At 63.8% G+C, this 21,954-nt stretch carries 19 protein-coding genes, 1 tRNA gene and 1 other RNA gene; 10 read left to right on the plus strand and 11 right to left on the minus strand.

What is annotated here, in order from left to right:
• Positions 1-16: 16 nt before the first annotated feature.
• Together CH292_RS16250 and CH292_RS16255 are read right to left on the minus strand one after the other, a co-directional pair.
• Complete coding sequence (locus CH292_RS16250) at positions 17-922, minus strand: S9 family peptidase (protein WP_094627898.1); 906 nt, start codon at positions 920-922, stop codon at positions 17-19.
• Positions 919-1,929, minus strand: a complete 1,011-nt coding sequence (locus tag CH292_RS16255; RefSeq protein WP_033190063.1) for a PHP domain-containing protein — start codon at positions 1,927-1,929, stop codon at positions 919-921. The genes CH292_RS16250 and CH292_RS16255 overlap by 4 nt, the downstream gene beginning before the upstream one ends.
• 119 nt (positions 1,930-2,048) lie before the next feature.
• On the opposite strand from CH292_RS16255, the gene CH292_RS16260 reads away from it, so the two are divergent.
• Positions 2,049-2,735, plus strand: coding sequence for a YceI family protein (locus tag CH292_RS16260; protein WP_037143157.1), 687 nt, complete (start codon positions 2,049-2,051; stop codon positions 2,733-2,735).
• Here the strand turns inward: CH292_RS16260 and CH292_RS16265 are convergent.
• Positions 2,716-3,627 (minus strand): sterol desaturase family protein, encoded by a 912-nt coding sequence (locus tag CH292_RS16265; RefSeq protein ID WP_176458756.1) that lies wholly within the window; start codon positions 3,625-3,627, stop codon positions 2,716-2,718. The genes CH292_RS16260 and CH292_RS16265 overlap by 20 nt on opposite strands.
• Positions 3,628-3,835: 208 nt before the next feature.
• On the opposite strand from CH292_RS16265, the gene CH292_RS16270 reads away from it, so the two are divergent.
• From CH292_RS16270 to tgt, 6 genes are all read left to right on the plus strand, one after another.
• Positions 3,836-4,291: an Rrf2 family transcriptional regulator gene (locus tag CH292_RS16270; RefSeq protein ID WP_179277984.1), complete on the plus strand. Its 456-nt coding sequence runs from the start codon at positions 3,836-3,838 to the stop codon at positions 4,289-4,291.
• A gap of 104 nt (positions 4,292-4,395) precedes the next feature.
• Positions 4,396-5,052, plus strand: a complete 657-nt coding sequence (locus tag CH292_RS16275) for a TetR/AcrR family transcriptional regulator (protein WP_019662854.1) — start codon at positions 4,396-4,398, stop codon at positions 5,050-5,052.
• Positions 5,053-5,055: 3 nt separating this feature from the next.
• Complete coding sequence (locus CH292_RS16280; RefSeq protein ID WP_019662855.1) at positions 5,056-7,350, plus strand: MMPL family transporter; 2,295 nt, start codon at positions 5,056-5,058, stop codon at positions 7,348-7,350.
• Positions 7,351-7,433: 83 nt separating this feature from the next.
• Entirely contained in the window at positions 7,434-9,164 is a 1,731-nt protein-coding gene (locus CH292_RS16285; protein WP_019662856.1) for an ABC transporter ATP-binding protein, read from the plus strand.
• Positions 9,161-11,116, plus strand: coding sequence for an ABC transporter ATP-binding protein (locus CH292_RS16290; protein WP_020111046.1), 1,956 nt, complete (start codon positions 9,161-9,163; stop codon positions 11,114-11,116). The genes CH292_RS16285 and CH292_RS16290 overlap by 4 nt, the downstream gene beginning before the upstream one ends.
• A 28-nt stretch (positions 11,117-11,144) precedes the next feature.
• Positions 11,145-12,383, plus strand: coding sequence for a tRNA guanosine(34) transglycosylase Tgt (gene tgt / locus CH292_RS16295; RefSeq protein WP_019662858.1), 1,239 nt, complete (start codon positions 11,145-11,147; stop codon positions 12,381-12,383).
• On the opposite strand, the gene CH292_RS16300 is transcribed toward tgt, so the two are convergent.
• From CH292_RS16300 to CH292_RS16330, 7 genes are all read right to left on the minus strand, one after another.
• Positions 12,340-13,080, minus strand: coding sequence for a MerR family transcriptional regulator (locus CH292_RS16300; protein ID WP_019662859.1), 741 nt, complete (start codon positions 13,078-13,080; stop codon positions 12,340-12,342). The two genes, tgt and CH292_RS16300, sit on opposite strands and share 44 nt — an antisense overlap.
• A gap of 32 nt (positions 13,081-13,112) precedes the next feature.
• On the minus strand, positions 13,113-14,702 hold the full coding sequence (locus tag CH292_RS16305; protein ID WP_094655246.1) for an NAD(P)/FAD-dependent oxidoreductase: 1,590 nt from the start codon (positions 14,700-14,702) through the stop codon (positions 13,113-13,115).
• A complete protein-coding gene (locus CH292_RS16310; protein WP_019662861.1) occupies positions 14,699-15,619 on the minus strand; it encodes a reductase in 921 nt (306 codons plus the stop codon). Before CH292_RS16310 ends, CH292_RS16305 begins: the two co-directional genes overlap by 4 nt.
• Before the next feature lies 1 nt (position 15,620).
• Positions 15,621-16,436, minus strand: coding sequence for an SDR family oxidoreductase (locus CH292_RS16315; protein WP_019662862.1), 816 nt, complete (start codon positions 16,434-16,436; stop codon positions 15,621-15,623).
• A 131-nt stretch (positions 16,437-16,567) separates the two neighbouring features.
• Positions 16,568-17,317, minus strand: a complete 750-nt coding sequence (locus tag CH292_RS16320; protein ID WP_094655247.1) for a queuosine precursor transporter — start codon at positions 17,315-17,317, stop codon at positions 16,568-16,570.
• Positions 17,318-17,378: 61 nt separating this feature from the next.
• Positions 17,379-18,260, minus strand: coding sequence for a tRNA glutamyl-Q(34) synthetase GluQRS (gluQRS, locus tag CH292_RS16325; protein ID WP_094655248.1), 882 nt, complete (start codon positions 18,258-18,260; stop codon positions 17,379-17,381).
• 70 nt (positions 18,261-18,330) lie between these two features.
• A complete protein-coding gene (locus tag CH292_RS16330; RefSeq protein ID WP_094655249.1) occupies positions 18,331-19,305 on the minus strand; it encodes a LysR family transcriptional regulator in 975 nt (324 codons plus the stop codon).
• A gap of 77 nt (positions 19,306-19,382) precedes the next feature.
• On the opposite strand from CH292_RS16330, the gene CH292_RS16335 reads away from it, so the two are divergent.
• The gene (locus tag CH292_RS16335; protein WP_037183203.1) at positions 19,383-20,795 is read left to right on the plus strand and encodes an MFS transporter; all 1,413 of its coding nucleotides are present in this window, start codon (positions 19,383-19,385) and stop codon (positions 20,793-20,795) included.
• On the plus strand, positions 20,792-21,538 hold the full coding sequence (locus CH292_RS16340; RefSeq protein WP_033190068.1) for a 3-hydroxybutyrate dehydrogenase: 747 nt from the start codon (positions 20,792-20,794) through the stop codon (positions 21,536-21,538). Before CH292_RS16335 ends, CH292_RS16340 begins: the two co-directional genes overlap by 4 nt.
• Before the next feature lie 86 nt (positions 21,539-21,624).
• Here the strand turns inward: CH292_RS16340 and CH292_RS16345 are convergent.
• A tRNA-Ser gene (locus CH292_RS16345) sits at positions 21,625-21,709 on the minus strand.
• A gap of 139 nt (positions 21,710-21,848) precedes the next feature.
• Here CH292_RS16345 and ffs point away from each other — a divergent pair.
• Positions 21,849-21,943, plus strand: an RNA gene (gene ffs, locus CH292_RS16350) — signal recognition particle sRNA small type.
• Positions 21,944-21,954: the final 11 nt, after the last annotated feature.

Here is a 21,954-nt window from a genome sequence, read left to right on the forward strand (position 1 = left end):
AACTGTGTACCAGACGTCACTCGACATCGGCCGCGTGGGCAGCAATGGCGACGACCGTCGTGCGCCACGCAACCGAACCGCTGTTCGTGAAGTCCCCGTGCCCGGCTCCCGGCAGAACGACGACGTCGACGGTATCGCCCGCGGCACGTGCGGCGTCGGCATAGGCCGTGCTCTGGTTCACGGACACGGTCTTGTCGGCGTCGCCGTGGATTGCCGTCACCCGTGTGCCGATGGGCAGATGCTCGATCGGTGAGGCGACGCGATACCGGTCCGGAACCTGATCGGGCATACCACCGAGGAACGCGGGCACGAGTTTGTCGCCCCCGATGTTCGCGGCACGTGCCATGTCGAAGACGCCGGCCATGATCGTCGCGCTGCGGGGCATGATCTTCGGCTGCGCGCCAGGAGCCGACGCATCCAGGGTGTGACGCCCCGCCAACCACGCGGCCAGCTGGCCGCCGGCCGAGTGGCCGGCCACATGAACGCGGCCCAGGTCCAACCGGCCACCCGCAGCCTCCTGGACCGTGTTGGCCAGCGCCTCCGTCGCGTTGTCGACGTCGGCGAGCGTGTCGCGGTAATCGCCGGTGCCACGGCGGTATTCGATGTTCCACACGGCAATTCCGCGATCGGCAACGGCTTCCGAGATCGGTCCGAAGTACGACATGTCGTACCGCTGCTGCCACCCGCCACCGTGCACCATCACGACAACAGGCAGGGAGTCCGCGCCGTTGTCCGGCAGATACAGGTCGCCCACGTTGTCCTCGTCGGCGCCGTAGAGCAGTCTGATCGGCGGATCCGCCAGGGCCGGGATCAGTGCGGGAGAAGGCGTCGGAATCGGGGGCGGCGTGTGCACGGTGGATCCACTGCATCCAGCCGTCAACGCTGCCGTCACGAGGAAGGCCGCTAGTCGTGTGAATTTCACCGGCTGCCACCGGTCCAGGCGAGAAGTTCGTCGGCCGACCAGGTGTTGACGACGCGTTCAGCCGGCACGCCCCGAGCTTCGGCGCGTAGGGCCCCGTAGCCCTGCCAGTCGAGCTGCCCGGGCGCATGTGCGTCGGTGTCGATCGAGAACAGGCAGCCCCGCTCGAGGGCGACATCGATGAGGCGCTCCGGCGGGTCCTGACGCTCGGGCCTGGCGTTGATCTCCACCGCGGTACCGAACTGCTTGCATCCCTCGAACACCACGTCGGCGTCGAACTTCGATTCCGGTCTCGTTCCCCGGCCACCCTCGACGAGCCTGCCGGTGCAATGTCCCAACACGTCGACGTGGGGGTTGGCGATTGCGTTGACCATGCGGCGGGTCATCGACTCGGAGTCGGCCCGCAGGTTCGAATGCACGCTGGCGACAACGATATCCAGTTCGGCCAGCAAGCCCTCGTCCTGATCCAGGCTGCCGTCGTCGAGGATGTCCACCTCGATACCGGTGAGAATGCGGAACGGCGCGAGTTCCTCGTTGAGTTCGGCAACGACGTCGAGTTGCTTCCTCAGCCGATCGGCCGACAATCCGTTGGCCACCTTCAACCGGGGTGAATGATCGGTCAACGCGCAGTACTCGTGACCGAGCCGGGCTGCGGTGCGCATCATCTCCTCGATCCCGCTGCCGCCGTCGGACCAGTTGGAATGGGTATGCAGATCCCCTCTGAGGGCAGACCGGAGATCGTTGTCGCCGATCGGCTCGGCCTCGGCACGCTTCTCGGCAAGAAAGTCCGGTACGTCGCCCGAGAGGGCCTGACGGATGATGAGCGATGTCTTGGCTCCGATGCCCGGCAACGCGGACCACGAATCGGCCTTCCGACGCTCGGATCGCGCAGTCTCGCTCAACGATTCGACCACGTCGGCTGCACGCCGATACGCCTTGACGCGGTGAGTGTCCGCGCGCGAGCGCTCGAGCCAGTAGGCGATCTCGCGCAGAGCTTCGATCGGGTCCATGTCCCTATTGTCCAGCAGCGGGGTGGCAGCCCGACACGGCGGTATCGGACAAACTTCTCAGCAAGTTGCCAGGTGCACGAACCCCCACAGGGTTGAAGGTGCAACTAGCATCGCGAGGCATGACAAAGAAATGGTGGATAGCCGGCGCACTCGTCGTCGTGATCGCGCTCGGTGCGTACTTCGGCCCCAAGATCTATGCGTCGTTCCAAGAAGACGACGCGCCCGCCGCGACGGTCTCGACCGAGGGAGCGCAAGCCGCCTCCACCGACGACCTGGACGGAACATGGACCATCGTCCCAGGCGACGCGTCGAACACCACGGCCGCGGGATACACCGTCGACGAGGTGCTCAACGGCTCCGACGTCACAGTTGTCGGCACGACCCCCGAGGTCAGCGGCGACGTCACGATCACGGACAACACCCTCACCGACGGTGAGGTGACAGTGCAGACGGGGTCGATCACCACGGACAGCGACCGTCGCGACAACCAGTTCCGCGGCAACATCTTCGACACCGCCACCTATCCGACGGCGACCTTCACCTTCGACTCGCCCGTCGACCTGGCATCACTTCCCAAGGACGGAACGACGGCCACCGTCACCGCGAACGGAACGTTGACCCTGAAGGACCAGTCCCGTCCTGTCTCCGTCGAGATGGAGGTCCTGCAGTCCGGTGACACGCTCATCGCGTCGGGAAGCATTCCGACGACGTGGACGGACTTCGGCATCGAGCCTCCGTCGCTCGGATTCGTGACCGTCGAGGGCTCGGGATCGGTCGACTTCCTGATCAACCTGAACTCGAACTAGTCTCTTTCGCCTCGGCCCCGCTCGGCGTCCACCCCGGCGGGCCGAGGACGAAACCGAACCGTTCACGCCACGACCGCGATGCCGCTACATCCCGTGCGATGGAGCGGTATTCGTGTGTCTGGAGTGTCCAGATGTTGAATGTGTCGACCTTCTTCGTCAGGCCGTAATGCGGCCGCGCCACCTCGTCGGCGTAGCTGCCGAACAGCCTGTCCCACACGATGAAGATGCCGCCGTAGTTCTTGTCGAGATACTGCGGATCGTTCCCATGATGGACCCGATGATGCGACGGCGTGTTGAACACGAACTCGATCACGCGAGGCAGCTTGTCGATCCGTTCCGTGTGAACCCAGAACTGATACACCAGGTTGATCGAGAAACCCACGAACACCATCCACGGCGGAATCCCCAACAGTGGCAACGGAAGCCACATGACGATTTCGCCACTGTTGTTCCACTTCTGGCGAAGAGCGGTGCTGAAGTTGAAGTACTCACTGGAATGATGCGCCTGATGCGTCGCCCAGATGATCCGCGTGCGGTGCGCAGTGCGGTGATACGCGTAGAAGAGGACATCGACGCCCACGATGAGAATCACCCACGTGTACCAGGCGTCGGCCGGCAAATGCCACGGAGCGACGTACACGTACAAGGCCGTGTAACCGAACAGGGCCAGCGTCTTCCACACCGTCGTCGTCGCAATCGAGACAACACCCATCCCGAGGCTGGCCCGCGCATCGGCCCCCTTGTAGCTGCCCCGGTCGCCGTCCTCGAGCTTGATCGCGGCACACCACTCGATCACCAGAAGCAGAGCAAACGCCGGAATCGCCAACGCCACCGGATCACGTAACGGCTCGGGGAGTGCATTCCAGGCCGACTGAACCCACTCGCCCACCATTCGACTCCTTTGCGTGACACTTGTAGCTGAAGTGTAACGCTTCGACGTGTCGTGGAACACACCCTGCCGACCCTCTTCGAGACCGAACGTGGCATTTGGTCACTTGGAGTGACCGAACGGTTCATTCGGTCCCGAGGGGTTCGGGATTCGCCTATTTCCTATTCGAATGGTAGGAATTAGGGACCATTCGTCGGCCGAGGAGATTGCTGTGCACATTACCGCCAAGGCGGATTATGCCGTGCGGACTTTGCTGGAGCTGGCGGCCGCGGATGGGGTTCCGGGGAAGGCCGAGGCGCTGGCGGGTGCGCAGAAGATTCCGCACAAGTTCTTGGAGTCGGTGCTGTCGGATCTGCGGCGTGCTGACCTGGTGCGCAGTCGGCGAGGGCCCGACGGAGGGTATTGGCTTGCTCGGCCGGCGTCGGAGATTTCGGTTGCGGATGTGATCAGGGCGGTGGAGGGGCCGTTGGCGTCGGTGCGCGGGCAGCGTCCGGAGGATGTCGACTACCCGGGCCCCGCGAAGCCGTTGCAGCTGGTGTGGCTGGCGGTGCGGGCGAACATGCGCGCGGTGTTGGAGGAAGTGTCGCTGGCGGAGATCGTTGCCGACGATGTTCCCACGTTCGTGTTCGAGCTGACTGCCGACCCGGCGGCCTGGGCGCGACGCTGACTCACGTCGGGGTGTGAGCTGATACACCCGTGTGCGTTGGGTGTGACTCAATCGTCAAACTTGCACCCTTCTGCAATAGTGCAGAACTCTGCAACTTCCGTACCTTGGAGTTCGTGACCGCTCCCCGCACTGGCCTTCGTGATCTGAAGAAGGCCGCCACGCGCGACGCTCTAGGCCTCGCAGCAGTTCAGTTGGCGAAAGCGCGGGGACTCGACGCCGTCACCGCCGACGCCATCGCCGCCGAGGCGGGTGTGTCGACGCGGACCTTCCACAATTACTTCGCCAACAAGGAAGAAGCGGTTCTCCACCACATCGAGGCTTCGGCGCTCGAATGGTTCGAGATGCTGCGTGATCGCCCTGCCGACGAGCCCATCTGGGACGCGATGAGACACGTCGCAGTGTCGATCGTGTCCGATCCGGACAAGGACCTCGCGGAGACCTTCGCCGTTGCGCAACTGATCGAAGCGACGCCGAGTGTCATGGCCCGCAAGCTCGAAGTTCACCACTCGCTCATCCGAGTTCTCGGCGAAGCAATTGCCGCGCGTACCGGCACGGACATCGACCGTGACCTGTACCCGAACCTTCTCCAAGCTGCCGTCGGCAATGCCGTCACAGCTGCCTTGACGATTTGGACCGCCGACCCTGAAGGAGATTCTTCGCCGAAACAGCTCGTCGAAGACGCATTCGACCAACTGCAGGCCGGGCTTCCGGACCCTCGCGAAACGAAAACCAGCGCACCGAACACAGACTTCAGGAGCTGACCTGTGGCTACATTTCTCTATCGAGTCGGTAAGTTCGCCTTCCGACGAAAAGGCATTGTCCTCGCCCTATGGCTGGCGATTCTCGTACTGGCAGGCGTCGGCGCCGCCACTCTGTCCGGCCCGACGGCCAACTCGTTCAACATCCCCGGCACTCCGGCGCAGGAAGCTCTCGACCTGCAGAGCGAGCGATTCGGCAACGCCGAGGATCCGCTGACGGCGGTATCGGCGCAGTACGTCTTCAAGGCGCCGGACGGCCAGACTCTCGACACTCCGGCGTACACCGCCGCGATCGACGCGACCATCGCGGACATCGACCAGATCGCCGACGTCGACGCCGCCGCCAAGCCCGGTGGGGCGCAACCGCTCGCCAACCCGGTCGCGGGCAACACCGCCATCGTCGAGCAGTACAGTTCGCTGGCCGAGCAGGACGGAACCCCTGCCGACACCGCCGCAGCCAACGCGGCTGCACTGTCGCCGCTGAGCCCGAACGGCAACATCGGCACGCTCGAAGTTCCGCTGTCCGTCGAGCTCGCCGACGTCACGGAGGACCTGCGCACCTCGCTCGACGAGGCTGCTCAGCCTGCACGTGACGCCGGATTGACCGTCGAGCTGGGCGGCAGCGTCGCCCAGGATGCATCGCCGCCGGGCGGCACGTCCGAGCTCGTCGGCCTTGCTGTCGCCGCCGTCGTCCTGCTGATCATGTTCGGTTCCGCCTTCGCGGCCGGCCTCCCGCTCGTCACCGCCATCGTCGGCATCGGCATCAGCAGCTTGACGATCACCACGGCGTCGGGATTTGCGGACCTGTCCACCTTCACCCCGATCCTCGCGGTGATGATCGGCCTGGCCGTCGCGATCGACTACTCCCTCTTCATTCTCGCCAGGTACAGGCACGAGCTCACGCTCACCGACGACCGAGAGGAAGCCGTCGGACGGTCGGTGGGTACCGCCGGATCTGCGGTCGTGTTCGCCGGCGCAACGGTGCTCATCGCGCTCGTCGCACTGCGTGTCGTCGGCATCCCGTTCCTGTCGCAGATGGGTTACGCAGCCGGCTTCGCAGTGTTCGTCGCAGTCCTGATCGCGCTGACGTTCCTCCCCGCGTTGCTCGGTGTGTTCAAGGGCAAGGCGTTCGGCGGCAAGATCAAGTTCGTCAACACCACCGATCCCGAGGACCCGAACGCACCGCCCACCAACGGTCTCCGCTGGGCACGTGCGCTGGTCAAGCGTCCCGCGATCGGCCTGATCGGCGGCGTCGTACTGCTCGCCGTCATCGCAGGCCCGACGACCGGCCTGTCGCTGGCACTGCCCAGCATCGCCACGTCGGACCCGTCGACCTCGGTCCGAAAGGCGTACGACCTGGTCGACGAGGGCTTCGGGCCCGGCCGCAACGGACCGCTTCTCGTCATCGCCGACGCCTCCGCAACGCCGGAAGCGGATCGCACGGCCGGATTCGGCAAGGTCATCGAGTCGATCTACGAGGAAGACGACGTCGAGAACGCGCAGATCGTCGCGGTGAACCAGGCTGGCGACACGGCACAGATCCTCGTCACGCCCAACAGTTCGCCCAACAGCGATGCGACGAAGGACCTCGTTGCGAACCTTCGTGCAGCAGAGCCGGGCTTCGCCGAGACCGACGGCGTGTCCTACGGCGTGACCGGTCAGACCGCGCTCGAACTCGACGTGTCCGAGCGTCTGCAGGATGCACTCGTGCCGTACCTCGCCGTGGTCGTCGGACTGGCGTTCGTCCTGCTGATGGTGGTGTTCCGGTCGATCTTGGTGCCGCTGACCGCGACACTCGGATTCCTGCTCAGCGTCCTCGCGACGTTCGGTGCGACGGTGTTCATCTTCCAGGAAGGCGGGCTGGGGCTGATCAGCAACCCGCAGCCGATCGTCAGCTTCATGCCGATCTTCCTCATCGGTGTCGTGTTCGGCCTCGCGATGGACTATCAGGTGTTCCTGGTGTCGCGAATGCGCGAAGAGTTCGTCCACGGCACTCCGGCGAAGGACGCCGTCGTCAACGGGTTCAAGTACGGAGCCCGTGTGGTGACGTCGGCAGCGGTCATCATGATCTCGGTCTTCGCGGCCTTCATCGCCGAGCCCGACTCGTTCATCAAGTCGATCGGTTTCGCCCTCGCGGCCGCAGTGTTCTTCGACGCGTTCGTCGTCCGCATGGTCATCATCCCATCGGTGATGGCACTGCTCGGCGACAAGGCGTGGTGGTTGCCGAAGTGGCTGGACAAGATCCTGCCCGACGTCGACATCGAAGGTGCCAAGCTGCAGAAGGCGCCCCCGAAGTCCTGACCAGCCTCGATGGCCGAAGATTGATGTTCACCGGTAGAAATGTGGAGACTGTTACCCATGTGTACGAGTAATCTTCGGCCATCATGCTGATCCCGCTTCTCAAGAAATTTCTCGCTCCCTACAAGGGCGCGATCGCGGGGTTGGTCACCCTGCAGCTCGTGGCCACGGCCGCGTCGCTGTACCTGCCCAGCCTCAACGCCGACATCATCGACAACGGCGTCACGCGCGGCGACACGGGCTACATCCTCACGACCGGTGGGTGGATGTTGCTCGTGTCGCTGGTGCAGATCGTGTGTTCGGTCGCGGCGGTACTCATCGGGGCCAAGGCCGCGATGGGCGCAGGCCGGGATCTGCGCGGTGCCATTCTGCACCGCGTCGGCACGTTCTCCGCTCGTGAGGTCGGCCAGTTCGGTGCACCCTCACTGATCACTCGTAACACCAACGACGTTCAACAGGTCCAGCTTCTGATCGTCATGGGCTTCACCATCGTCGTGATGGCGCCGATCATGTGCATCGGCGGCGTCGTGATGGCGTTGCGCGAAGACATCGGACTGTCCTGGATTCTGCTCATCGCCGTACCTGGCCTGGCCATCGCCATGGGCTTGATCGTCGCGAGAATGGTCCCAGGTTTCCGTGCCATGCAGGTGCGGATCGACGCGGTCAACCGGGTACTCCGTGAGCAGATCACCGGCATCCGTGTCGTGCGGGCCTTCGTCCGCGAACGCAAGGAGATCGACCGGTTCGGCGTCGCGAACGATTCGCTCACCGCCGCAGCACTGCACGTCGGCCGTCTGATGGCGTTGATGTTCCCGACGGTCATGCTGATCTCCAACGTCACCAGCGTCGCCGTCATCTGGTTCGGCGGGCACGCGATCAACAACGGCACCATGGAAATCGGCGCACTGACCGCGCTGCTCAGCTACATCATGCTCATCCTGATGTCGGTCATGATGGCGTCGTTCATCGCCATGATGGTGCCCCGCGCCTCGGTGTGCGCCGACCGCATCAGCCAAGTCCTGTCGACCGAGTCCTCCGTCGTCCTGCCCGCCCAGCCGAAACCGTTCGCAACAGCGCCCGGAATCGTCGAGATGCGAAACGCCGAGTTCGCCTACCCCGGAGCCGAGTTCCCGGTTCTGTGCGGCGTGAACTTCACAGCGGAACCCGGCAAGGTGACTGCCGTCATCGGTGGAACCGGATCCGGAAAATCCACTCTGATCAACCTCGTCCCACGGCTCATCGACGTCACCGCCGGCCAGGTTCTCGTCGGCGGCACCGATATTCGTGACCTGGACATCGATGCGCTCCGGCAGGAGATCGGCCTGATCCCGCAGAAGCCCTTCCTGTTCTCCGGCACCATCGGATCCAATCTCCGCTACGGCAAAGCCGACGCCACCGACGACGAACTCTGGGAAGCACTGGAGATCGCGCAGGGCGCAGACTTCGTTCGCAAGATGCCGGAAGGCCTCGAAACCGAAGTTTCACAAGGCGGCACGACGGTCTCCGGCGGCCAGCGTCAACGCCTGGCCATCGCACGAGCGCTGGTCCGCAAGCCGAGCATCTACCTGTTCGACGACTCGTTCTCCGCCCTCGACCTGACCACCGACTCCAAACTCCGAGCCGCGCTGAAGCCGGTCATGAAGGACGCCTGCATGATCGTTGTCGCCCAACGAGTCTCCACCATCATCGACGCCGACCAGATCCTCGTACTCGACGACGGGCAACCCGTCGGGCTCGGAACACACGACGAGCTCATCGCCACGTGCCCGACGTACGCGGAGATCGTCGACTCCCAGCACGCGGTGGCTGCATCATGACGCGACCGGTCCCTCCCACCAGCCAGCCCACACCCGCACCGCCGAATGCACCGGTTGCGCCGGCGAAACCCGGCAAGACGATAGTGCCGGGAACGAGAGCGAAGAACTTCAAGCCGTCGCTCAAACGCATGATCGGCCTTCTCGCTCCCGAGAAGATGCTGCTCTCGATCATGCTCGTCTTCGCGGCCTCCAGCGTCGTACTGTCGGTGGCGTCACCGACGATCCTCGGACACGCGACCAACCTGATCTTCAACGGCGTGATCGGCGGTCAACTCGAGCCCGGACAGTCCAAAGCGCAAGCGGTGGACGGCCTTCGCGCGCAAGGGCAGGACACGTTCGCCGACCTGGTGAACGGAATGGACGTCACGCCCGGCATCGGAATCGACTTCTCCGCCGTCGGCAACGTCCTACTGTTCGTCCTCGCGCTGTACGTGGTCTCGGCACTGCTGGCGTGGGCTCAGGGGTACATCCTGAACATTGCGTTGCAGCGCACCATCCGCAACCTTCGCGGCAGCGTCGAACGGAAGATTCATCGGCTTCCACTGAAGTACTTCGACTCTCACACCCGAGGAGAACTGCTCAGCCGAGTCACCAACGACGTCGACAACGTCTCGACCAGCCTGCAGCAGACCCTGAGCCAGCTGATCACCGGCATCCTGACCGTCGTCGGCATCCTCGGCATGATGATCTGGATCTCGCCGCTGCTGGCTCTCGTTGCCCTGCTGACGGTTCCGGCGTCGTTCCTCGTCACCGCGGTGATCGCCAAACGCTCGCAACCGCACTTCGTCAACCAGTGGAAATACACCGGCAAACTGAACGGTCAGATCGAGGAGACCTACACCGGACACGAACTGGTGAAGGCGTTCGGCCGCCAAGCCGAGGTCGAGCGCGAGTTCGGCGAACGAAACAACAAGCTTTTCGAGTCCAGCTTCCGGGCACAGTTCATCTCCGGCATGATCATGCCCGCCATCATGTTCCTCGGGAACGTCAACTACGTCATCATCGCCGTCGTCGGCGGACTGCGCGTGGCGTCGGGCACCCTGAGCCTCGGTGAAGTCCAGGCCTTCATCCAGTACTCGCGACAGTTCACTCAGCCACTGACGCAGGTCGGTTCCATGGTGAACCTGGTGCAGTCGGGAGTGGCGTCCGCGGAACGCATCTTCGACCTCCTCGACGCCGACGACGAGGACCCCGATCCTTCTCGCCCTGCCCTCCCGGCCACCGATCACGGCCGCGTCGAATTCGAGAACGTGTCCTTCAGCTACCGCGAAGATCAACCGCTCATCGAGGATCTCTCGCTCGTCGCGGAGCCGGGGCACCTCGTCGCCATCGTGGGCCCGACAGGTGCAGGCAAGACCACACTGGTGAACCTCATCATGCGCTTCTACGACATCGACGCAGGCCGGATCACCGTCGACGGCGTCGACACCCGCTCCATGACGCGAGACGAACTCCGCGAGCGCACCGGAATGGTGCTGCAGGACACCTGGCTGTTCGGTGGAACCATCCGGGACAACATCGCCTACGGAGATCCCGACGCCACCGAGGAAGAAATTCTCGAAGCTGCGCGCGTCAGCTACGTCGACAAGTTCGTGCATTCGCTGCCGGCCGGCTACGACACGATCATCGACGAGGAAGGCAACAACGTCAGCGCAGGCGAGAAGCAGCTCATCACCATCGCGCGCGCGTTCCTGGCGAAACCGCTGATCCTGATCCTCGACGAGGCCACCAGCTCCGTCGACACTCGCACCGAACTGCTCGTGCAGAAGGCAACAGCCGCTCTACGCAGTGACAGGACCAGCTTCGTCATCGCCCACAGGCTCTCGACCATCCGCGACGCGGACCTCATCGTCGTGATGGAGGACGGCCGAATCGTCGAGCAGGGTGACCACGACTCGCTCGTCGGCGCGGGCGGTGCATACGGGCGGTTGTACGCCTCTCAATTCAGCTAGCCAGGGAAGGACGTTTAGGGTTGGGCCTGTGAGCACTCCGAACGATCCCTTCTTCAGCATCGACACCCGGCTGGAGGACCGCCTGGGACGTACGGGGACCATCCACACGCCCCACGGAGACATCGCGACGCCCGCGTTCATCGCCGTCGGTACGAAGGCGACGGTGAAAGCGGTGCTGCCGGAGGCCATGAAGGACCTCGGTGCGCAGGCGGTGCTCGCCAACGCCTACCACCTCTACCTCCAGCCCGGCCCCGACATCGTCGACGAAGCCGGTGGCCTCGGCACGTTCATGAACTGGGACGGGCCGACGTTCACCGACAGCGGCGGCTTCCAGGTGATGTCGCTCGGTGTCGGATTCAAGAAGGTCATCTCGATGGACGCGAGCCGCGTCGAATCCGACGACGTCATCGCCGAGGGCAAGGAACGCCTCGCCCATGTCGACGACGACGGAGTCACGTTCAAATCGCACCTCGACGGATCGCGGCACCGGTTCACTCCCGAAGTGTCGATGCAGATCCAACACCAACTAGGCGCGGACATCATGTTCGCGTTCGACGAGTTGACGACCCTGATGAACACCCGCGGCTACCAGGAGATGTCGGTAGACCGCACACAGGCATGGGCGAAACGCTGTGTCCTCGAACACGAGCGGCTGACGGCGGAGCGCGTCGGGAAGCCGTATCAGGCACTGTTCGGGGTGGTGCAGGGCGCGCAGTACGAGGATCTGCGCCGCAAGGCCGCACACGACCTCGAGACCATCACCGGCGAGACCGGCCGAGGCTTCGACGGCTACGGCATCGGCGGCGCGCTGGAGAAGCAGAACCTCGGCACCATCACCCGGTGGGTGAACGAAGAACTGCCCGAACACAAACCGCGCCACATGCTCGGCATCAGCGAACCGGACGACTTCTTCACTGCCATCGAGAACGGCGCGGACACGTTCGACTGCGTCAACCCGTCACGCGTGGCCCGCAACGCAGCGATCTACGTACCAACCGGCCGATTCAACATCAACACCGCCAAGCATCGTCGAGACTTCACGCCGATCGACGAGAACTGCGACTGCTACACCTGCGCGCACTACACCCGGGCCTACATCCATCACCTGTTCAAGGCGAAGGAGATGTTGGCGTCGACGCTGTGCACCATACACAACGAACGATTCACCGTGAAACTCGTCGACGACATCCGTGAATCCATCCAGCAGAACAGATTCCACGAATTCAAGGACGAGTTTCTCGGTCGTTTCTACGCATCGCGGTCGTGAGATAGTCACCGAGCTCGCGCTGAAGATTCTCGTCCAGAGCCCGGGCGAGCGTCGAGTTCACCGAATACACGGCCAGCTCGCGCATGCGGGTGAGCATGTCCGCCGTCGCGCCCACCTCGGTCTCGCCCGGTAGCCACCCTTCACCGTGCTGGTCGACGATGTGCTGCTTCGCCGTGGCGATCATGTCCTTGGCAACACCGTCGACCGCTGCATGAATACGTTCGTGGACGTCGATGAGCTGCCCGACGGTGAAGCCGTGGCCCGACAACGACGAGAACCCCTCGAGTAACTCCGGGTCGGTGAACACACAGTTCTCACCCTCGACCCGAGCCAGGCCCAGCGCCTCGAGCCGCGCCAATTGGTCACCCTCACCGAGGAATTCGTCGACCAGCGCCAGTGGAATCTCCACCGAGTCCTGGCGGGACCACTGCTCGGTGACGGCATTCTGCAACCCGAGGACCTCCGCGAGATCCTTACCGTTCTCCCACCCACTGATGAAGTCGCTGATGTGCGACGTCGTGAAACCACGCTGCAGCAGAATGTCGATCAACTTCAGACGCGCCAGGTGCGTGTCGTCGTAGATTCCGACGCGACCACGCTTCTCGGGAGGAGGCAACAAGCCACGTTCACGGTAGGCGCGCACGTTCCGGGTGGTGGTACCGGCCGCATGGGCCAGATCGTCGATCCGATACTCCACCCGTGATCCTCCCGACAGCCTGCCTGTGTCGGTTACACGGTAGCCGCACGGGCGGCGGTCACCCTCGCCCGGTACTCGGTGACGGTGTAGTCGTCGTAGTTCACCGACTTCAGCTGCCCGACGTACTGGCTCGCGAAGCCGGGGAACATGGTCGCGTTGAAACCGTCCTCGGTGAGATACCAGCTCGAGCAGCCGGAATTCCACGTCGTCCGCTGCAGCCGACGCTGCAGATCCGTGTTGTACTCGCTCTGCTTGTCCGCCCTGACCTCGAGTACCGAGTTCCGTGCGATCGCGTGGGAGATGGCGTCGACGAGATAGTCGATCTGAGCCTCCATGTAGACCAGCGCGGAACTGTGCCCCGGACCCGAGTTGGGGCCGAACGTGAAGTACATGTTCGGGTAGCCCGCGACGCTGATGGACTTGTACGCCTTCGCGCCCGAGCTCCACTCGTCGGCCAGCACGCGGCCGTCGCGTCCGGTGATGGGAACCGGCGTGCCCGTCTTGGACACGTCGAATCCGGTTGCGAAGACGATCACGTCCGCCTGATGTTCGATACCTTCGACGGTGCGAATTCCCTTGGGTGCCAGACGCGCGATCGGCCAGGTCACCAGAGTGCAGTTGTCCCGCTGCAGTGCCGGATAGAACTCACTCGTCATGAGCAGTCGTTTGCATCCGGCCCGGAAATCGGGAGTGAGCTGCCGTCGAAGCCAGGGATCTCGAACCTGTCGCCGCAGGTGCAGCTTGCCGACGGCTTCGACGACGCGGGTGAGCGGCGAATTCCAGACGACGCCGAGGGCGACGGACTCGTGACCCCAGAACCAGGCCTTGCGTGCGATCGACTGCGCAGCCGGGAACTTTCGGTACAGATCCTTGGTGGTCCGACGAGTGGTCAGATTGGTGCGGGGGAGGGCCCAGCCCGGCGTGCGCTGGAAGACCTTGACCGACTGCGCTACCTTGACCAGCTCCGGCACGATCTGAACACCCGACGCCCCGGTCCCGATGACGGCCACCTTCTTGCCGGTGAAGTCGAACTCGTGATCCCAACGAGCGCTGTGGATCTTGTGGCCCTCATATGTGTCGAGGCCGCGGATGCCCGGGAAGCTGACGTTCGCCAACGGGCCCGACGCCATGACGACAGACCGTGCACGTACCGAGGGGTGATCGTCGAACGTGACCTCCCACAGTGACGATGCCTCGTCCCAATGGACACCGGTGACGTTGTGCCCGAAGCGCAGCATCGGACGCAGGGCGAAATCGTCGACCATCCGCTCGATGTACTTCAGGATCTCGGCGCTACCGGAATACGTGTGCGACCAATCCGGATTCGGGGCGAAACTGTACGAGTACAGCCTCGACGGGATGTCACACGCCGCGCCGGGGTAGGTGTTGTCACGCCACGTGCCGCCCGGAGCCGATCCCCGCTCGAAGATCGCAAGGTTCTCGATTCGCTTCTGCTTGAGTCGAATTGCGGTACCGATCCCGGCGAAGCCGCCGCCGATGATGGCTACATCGAGCGGGAGTGGAGCCTGCTGGAATGACCCATGGGACGGGAGTGGAGCCTGCTGGAATGACCCATGGGACGGGAGTGGAGCCTGCTGGGATGAGAGCTGCGTTTCGCTCATGCGACTGGCTCGTAGGTGAGTTCCTTCGACCAGGTGGGCTGGGGGCGCAGCAGCTTCTTCGGGTACTTGGCCGTTGCTCGGACCAGGGCGTCGGCGAACTTGTGGTACGGGTGCGCGCGGTTGATGACAACGCCGGAGTGCCAGCTGATGAAGCGGTACATGGGCAGACGCTTCGGGAATTCGCTTCTCTCGCCGACTTTCTTGAACCTCCGCATCGCGGTGTAGAGGCGTTCCTCGTCGACACCCATGGCCACGATGTTGTCGCGCATCTTGTTCAGCAGTGGGATGTAGCGGAGGGTGCCGATGATCAGCGACGGATTCATCCAGGCTCCGACGGTCTCCACCAGGATTTTGCGCATCGTCGCGTGCCCCAGGAGTTCGATGACCTGGAAATCGACTGCAAGATGGCGTGATTCGTCGGAGTTGATCTTCTTGAAGACCTCCTGGCAGACCGGGTCGTCGATCTCGTCGACGATGAACTTGACCAGTGCGCCGTCGAGTGCGACCTCGAGCATCGGGATGACGGTCCCGAGCACGGCGAGCGACGTCTGATCCGAGTACTTGTCCAGCCAGTCGATGACGAGTTTGACGTTGACATTGGGCTGAGGGATCTCGTCGCCGTCGAGCATGCCCCACCGCCGCATCAGTGCGAGTTCGGCGTTGGCGTGTTTCTGTTCCTCTGCGTGGAAGTAGGTGTAGATCTCCTTCAAGGTGTCCGTCGGAGCCTTCTTCGCCATGGCCGCGAAGCCGCGGGCGCCGACGTTCTCGATCCACATCAGGTCCGACATGAACGGCTTCAGCTTGGTCCAGAGTTCAGGACCGATGGTCTCCGCTCCCGGTGCGTCCCAGTCGATGTCGGCCAACGCCCACTGCTTGTCCTTGATCTTGACGAGCATCTCGTCGAAGTCGAATGCCATGTCAGACTCCTGCTTCCTGTGTGGTTTCCTGTGGTGCGAACCGAGCGAGCAACCCGAGCGTTCGGGTGTAGAGCGCAGGGGCGATGCGCTTGAGGCGCCAGATGACCTTGGCGTCGATCTGCGGCACGACGTAGAGGCGTCCGCGGTCGTACTTGTTCAAGGTGTCGACCGCGACTTTCTCCGGCGTGAACCCCGTCGTGCGCATCAGTGTCTCGGCGATCTTGTTGCCGGCAGCGGTGATACGTCCGTCCTTGGCGACATTCGTCTTCACGAACGTCGGACACAGCACGGTGACTCGGACGCCTTCGGCAGCCATGGTCTCCGACAGCGAGATCACGCCGGCCTTCCCCACGTTGTACGGCGCCATCAACGGCGCAGCACCGAATCCGGCTGCGGACGCGACATTGATGAACCCGCCCTCGCCGACCGCCTTCATTGCAGGCGCGAAGATCTCGCATCCGTGGATCACTCCCCAGAGATTGATCCCCAGCGCCCAGTTCCAGTCCTCGAACCCGATATCGCCGACGGGTGTGCCACCGATCCCGACGCCCGCATTGTTGATCACGAGAGTCGGAGGACGGCCGAGGGTCAGTTCTGCGAACAAGGCAAGGTCCTCGACCTGCTCACGTCGAGAGACATCGCACTTCACCGCATGCGCTTTGTCGCCGATGAGAGCAGCGGTGTCCTCGGCGCGCGTCAGGGAAATATCGGCGCAAATCACCTCACCACCTCGCTTCGCGAGTTCGAGCGCAAACGCACGGCCGATGCCACTGCCTGCTCCGGTCACCACGGCACGAGCGTTGTACGACGGATTCATTCGTTCAGACTCATACTGATTGTGCCATTTGTCAATGGCTCAATAGGCGCGGAAGGTGTATGGACGAGTTCGGGCGTGACCGAATGTGTCGTTCGGTCACGCCCGAGGGGTGAGAGGTACCAGGCCGGAAGCTATGCCGCGACGGATTCCTGGTAGCTGGGTTCGCGCTTCTTGATGTAGGCGATGACGCGGTAGGTGATGGGAAGTACGAGGATTTCGACGAGGGTCTTCCAGATGAAGCCGACGATGACGTAGTTGATGAAGTCTTCCCATGTCGAGATGCCGATGACGCCGGCGGCGATGGAGCAGAAGATCAGGGTGTCGAAGAATTCGCCGACGACGGTCGAGCCGATCAGTCGGGCCCAGAGGTGCTTTTCCTTGGTGCGCTGTTTGATCTTGACGAGGACGAGGGCGTTGAGCATCTGCCCGACGAAGTATCCGGCGAGGCCGGCGATGACCAGCCGCGGCACCACGCCGACGACGGTTTCGAGTGACTCCTGATTCTCGTAGAAGCTGGCTGCGGGGAGCTCGATGGCGATCCAGAAGCAGACGGCAGCGAGGATGATCGACCCGAACCCGAGGTAGATCGCGCGTCGCGTCGCCTTGAAGCCGTACACCTCGCTGAGGACGTCGCCCAGGATGTAGGCGAGTGGGAAGAGGAAGAATGCGCCGTCGGTGTTGATCGGCAGCAACTGGAACGGGCCGAGGAATACTTCGCTGTCACCGAAGAACGCGACGCCTTTGCTCGCCGTCACATTCGAGATGATCAGGGTTGCGGCGAACAAGGCCACGATGGTCGGGTAGTAGCCGCGGCTGACGTGCGCGAACTGCGCAACGGCGCCTGGCGTGTCTTCGGATTTCTGAGCTGTCACGTGCCTCATCCAAACACGGGAAATCCCCAGGTCCGAATCGGAAGTGCACAGAATCGACCGACCGAGTCCGTTATGTCTCGAATACCCAGGGGGTCGTCGGAAGCTTCTGCGGGTCGAATCGCCGAAGAATGTTGCCCGGGGACACTTGCTCGTCGGCTTCGGCCAGTTCCAGTGATCGGGCCAGAAGGTGCAGGACGTCTCGCGGCCCGAGACCCAGCGCAGCCTGGTCCTCCAGCGTCACCGCGCCGTCGCGCTTCGCCAATCGTTTTCCCTGAGCATTGAGTGCGAGCGGCACGTGGGCGTAGGTGGGAGCGGGGATGTCGAGCAGCGACGCGAGGTACGCCTGACGCGGGGACGACGTCAGGAGATCGTCCCCGCGGACCACTTGATCCACGCCCTGTTCGCCGTCGTCCACCACCACCGCGAGGTTGTAGGCCGCGACACCGTCGACGCGGCGAAGTACGAGGTCGTCGACCTGGCCGTGAAATGCGCCGAGCACGTCGTCGTGAACGGAGAACTCGGTCACGTCGGCCTTCAGGCGCACTGCGGGAGGCCTGGTTTTCGTTGCCCGTTCTGCGGCCGTCAGATTTCTGCAGGTTCCGGGGTAGGCGCCGTCGGGCGCGTGGGGTGCCGACGCTGCCTCCTGTATTTCCCGACGCGTGCAGAAACACTCGTAGGTCATTCCCGCCGCGGTGAGGTGGGCGATGGCGTCGTCGTACAGCGCGGCGCGCTCGGACTGTCGAACAACGGGGCCGTCCCAGTCGAGGCCGATGGCGCGGAGGTCCGCGAGTTGACGGGCCTCGGCGCCCTCGCGCACGCGATCGAGATCCTCCACGCGCATCAAGAACTGTCGTCCTGTGGATCGCGCGAACAGCCACGCGAGCAGCGCGGTACGGAGGTTGCCGAGATGCAGGTCGCCCGACGGGCTCGGGGCGAATCGGCCGGCAGGCATGGCTCGATGCTAGGACAGTCTCGATGCTAGGACACCGCGGGCGTGGAGCGGCAGTTGCGCGAAGTTCGGGCTACGCGCGACCCAACAGCGCGTCGCGCTGGTCCAGGACGGAGGCTTTGATGGCCTCGACGACTCGGGCGACTTCCGGGCGTCGCAAAGTCTCGGCGCGCGAGACCAGCCAATAATCCAACCGGACGGATACTTCCTGCGGCAGCAACCGCACGAGATCGTCGTGCCGATCGGCCATGAAACAGGGGAGCAGTCCGATCCCTGCCGCCGCACGGGTCGCCTCGACGTGCACGAACACGTTGGTCGACGTCACCGACTCCCGCATCAGCGGTGCGAAGCCGGGAGCGATGTCGAGGTCGTCGACCTGCAGCATCGAGTCGATGAAGTAGACCAGCGGATGAGCAGCGAGATCGTCGACGGTGGCCGGTCTGCCGTGGGCTTCGAGATAACTCGTCGACGCATACAGCCCGAGGTGGTAGTCGCTGAGCTTCATCGCCTCCGCGCGGTGCACCTGAGGTTCGCCGACGACTATCTCCACATCCATTCCGGAGCGTTGCTGCGAGGCGCGCCTGGTGGTCGCGACGATCTCCACGGCGATACCGGGGTGGCGAAGTCGAACTCGGGCGACTGCGGGGGCGATGACGTATGCGCTGAATCCGTCGGTCGCGGACACTCTGACCACGCCTTCTGCGTCGTCGTCCGGTCCCATCAGGGAACGGACCGCGGCTTCGATGTTCTCGGCGGCGGCGAGTGCATCCTTGCCGCGGGCGGTGAGTTCCCAACCGTTGCCGGACCTGGCGAGAACTCTGCCGCCCAGGCGTGCTTCGAGCGCGGCGATACGCCGGGAGATGGTGGTGTGGTTGACCCCGAGGTCGTCCGCCGCGGTGTTGTACCGGCCGGTTCTGCCTACTGCCAACAGGATCAACAGGTCGTCTGCGCTGGGCGGCCGACCATGATCGGGGTGAGCATGCGACACATGTGCATTCTTGCAGATCCCACTTGCGTTGTTGGGTATTGCGGGCGGTCCGATCTGCATCGATACTCAGCGATACCGATATGTGTGGTGGTAGTCACAATCTAGCCCGCACATGTCCCAGAACACGAGGAGTAGCAATGAGCGTCGAAGAACGCACCGAATCACCGGGGAACGACCCCGACGCCACTCCGAGCGGCCTCAAGAAGGTCGTCGGTGCATCGATGGCGGGCACCATCGTCGAATGGTACGAATTCTTCCTCTACGGCACCGCGGCCACGCTGGTCTTCTCCAAGATCTTCTTCGCAGCAGGCACGAGTGAGCTCGACGCCATTCTCGCTGCCTTCGTCACGTACGCCGTCGGCTTCGTCGCACGTCCGCTCGGCGGCATCGTATTCGGTCACTTCGGTGACAAGTACGGCCGAAAGAAGCTGCTGCAGTTCAGCCTCGTCCTGGTCGGCGGCGCAACGTTCCTGATGGGATGTCTGCCGACGTTCAACCAGATCGGCTACTGGGCGCCTGCACTTCTCGTCGCGCTCCGGTTCATCCAGGGCTTCGCCGTCGGCGGCGAATGGGGTGGCGCGGTTCTGCTCGTCGCAGAGCACAGCCCTAACAAGAGCCGTGGATTCTGGGCCAGCTGGCCGCAGGCAGGTGTACCCGCTGGAAACCTGCTCGCCACCGTCGTGCTGCTCATTCTGACCACCGTCCTTCCGGAGGACGACTTCCTCAGTTGGGGCTGGCGCGTTGCGTTCTGGCTCTCCGCAGTGATCGTCTTCGTCGGTTACTACATCCGCACCAAGGTCACCGACGCCCCGATCTTCGTCGAAGCACAGAAGCAGGCCGAGGTCATCAAGGCAGCGTCGTACGGTGTCTTCGAGGTCCTCAAGCGCTACCCGCGTGGCGTCTTCACGGCCATGGGCCTGCGTTTCGGTGAGAACGTCATGTACTACCTCGTCGTCACGTTCACGATCACGTACCTCAAGGTCGAGGTCGGTACCGACACCCAGACGATTCTGTGGTGGATGCTCGTCGCCCACGCCGTGCACTTCTGCGTGATTCCGTTGGTGGGCAAGCTCGCCGACCGCGTCGGCCGCCGTCCCGTCTACTTCTTCGGCGCAGTCACCGCAGGAACCTGGGGCTTCTTCGCCTTCCCGATGTTCAACAGCGGTCACAACGTGGTCATCATGCTCGCGATCATCATCGGCCTCGTGTTCCACGCCTTCATGTATGCAACGCAGCCGGCGATCATGGCAGAGATGTTCCCGACGCGTATGCGTTACTCCGGCGTGTCCCTCGGCTATCAGGTGACGTCGATCGTCGCGGGCTCGCTGGCGCCGATCATCGCGGTTGCGTTGCTCGACCGCTTCGGCTCGGGCGTTCCGATCGCCTGGTACCTCGCGGCGTCCTGCGCGGTCACGTTGATCGCCGTCATCGCCGCCCGCGAAACCAAGGGCCTGGCACTCGAGACCATCGACATCGCCGACGCGAAGAATCTGGCCACGGAAGCCGAGCTCGCCAAGGCAGGGCTGCTCGAACCGGACGTGAAGCGATGACCGACCTGACCGGACGCACCGCACTCGTCACCGGTGGTGCGTCCGGAATCGGGGCAGCGTGTGCACGCGAACTGGCCTCGCGCGGAGCGACCGTCACCATCGCCGACGTCGACGAAGTAGCGGCGAAGGAACTTGCGTCCGAGCTCCACGGCGAGACCTGGGCAGTGGACCTGCTGGACGTGGCCTCGCTCGAAGAGCTGCACCTCGACACCGACATCCTGGTCAACAACGCGGGAATCCAAACCGTCGCCTCGATCGTCGACTTCGACCCAGCCGCGTTCCGGCGGATCCAGACCCTGATGGTGGAAGCCCCGTTCCTGCTGATCCGAGCTGCGCTGCCCGGCATGTACTCGCGAGGGTTCGGACGAATCGTCAACGTCTCCTCGGTGCACGGCCTCCGCGCATCGGAATACAAGGTCGCGTACGTGACCGCCAAGCACGCCTTGGAAGGACTGTCCAAGGTCACGGCACTCGAAGGCGGCCCACACGGCGTCACGAGCAACTGCGTCAACCCCGGTTACGTGCGAACGCCGTTGGTGGAGAAGCAGATCGCCGACCAAGCGGCCGCGCACGGGATCGACGCAGACCAGGTGCTGGAGAAGGTCATGCTGACCGAGAGCGCAGTCAAACGACTCGTCGAACCGGCAGAAGTGGGATCCCTCGTCGGATGGCTGGCGTCCTCGGATGCCGGCATGGTCACCGGCGCGTCGTACACCATGGACGGTGGTTGGTCGGCGCGATAGGGCTGTCGCCCGTCACGTCCGGACGTGATGCTCGCGGACCCGAGAACGAAGAAAGCCCCCTGCACATGCAGGGGGCTTTCTCACCGCGGAGGATAGGGGATTTGAACCCCTGAGGGCGTTAACCCAACCCGCGTTCCAGGCGAGCGCCATAGGCCACTAGGCGAATCCTCCGTGGGGAAGCATACCGGGTTACCCCCGTCCGATCCCAAACCGGCTGCTCGTGGGCCGATTCGGAGGCCTGTAGCGGGGCCTCGCGGCAGTCGTGGAACCCTGCCGGTCACCCGTCGTCGACGGTGCGGCTACACTCTTCACTGGATCCCGCGCGGCGCGCATCCTGTGAACTCCCCCAGGGCCGGAAGGCAGCAAGGGTCAACGGGCTCTGCCGGGTGCGCGGGGTCCCCTTTATGTCAAGGGAC

It is taken from the genome of Rhodococcus sp. 14-2470-1a (assembly GCF_002259425.1).
Classification (GTDB): domain Bacteria; phylum Actinomycetota; class Actinomycetes; order Mycobacteriales; family Mycobacteriaceae; genus Rhodococcoides; species Rhodococcoides fascians_E.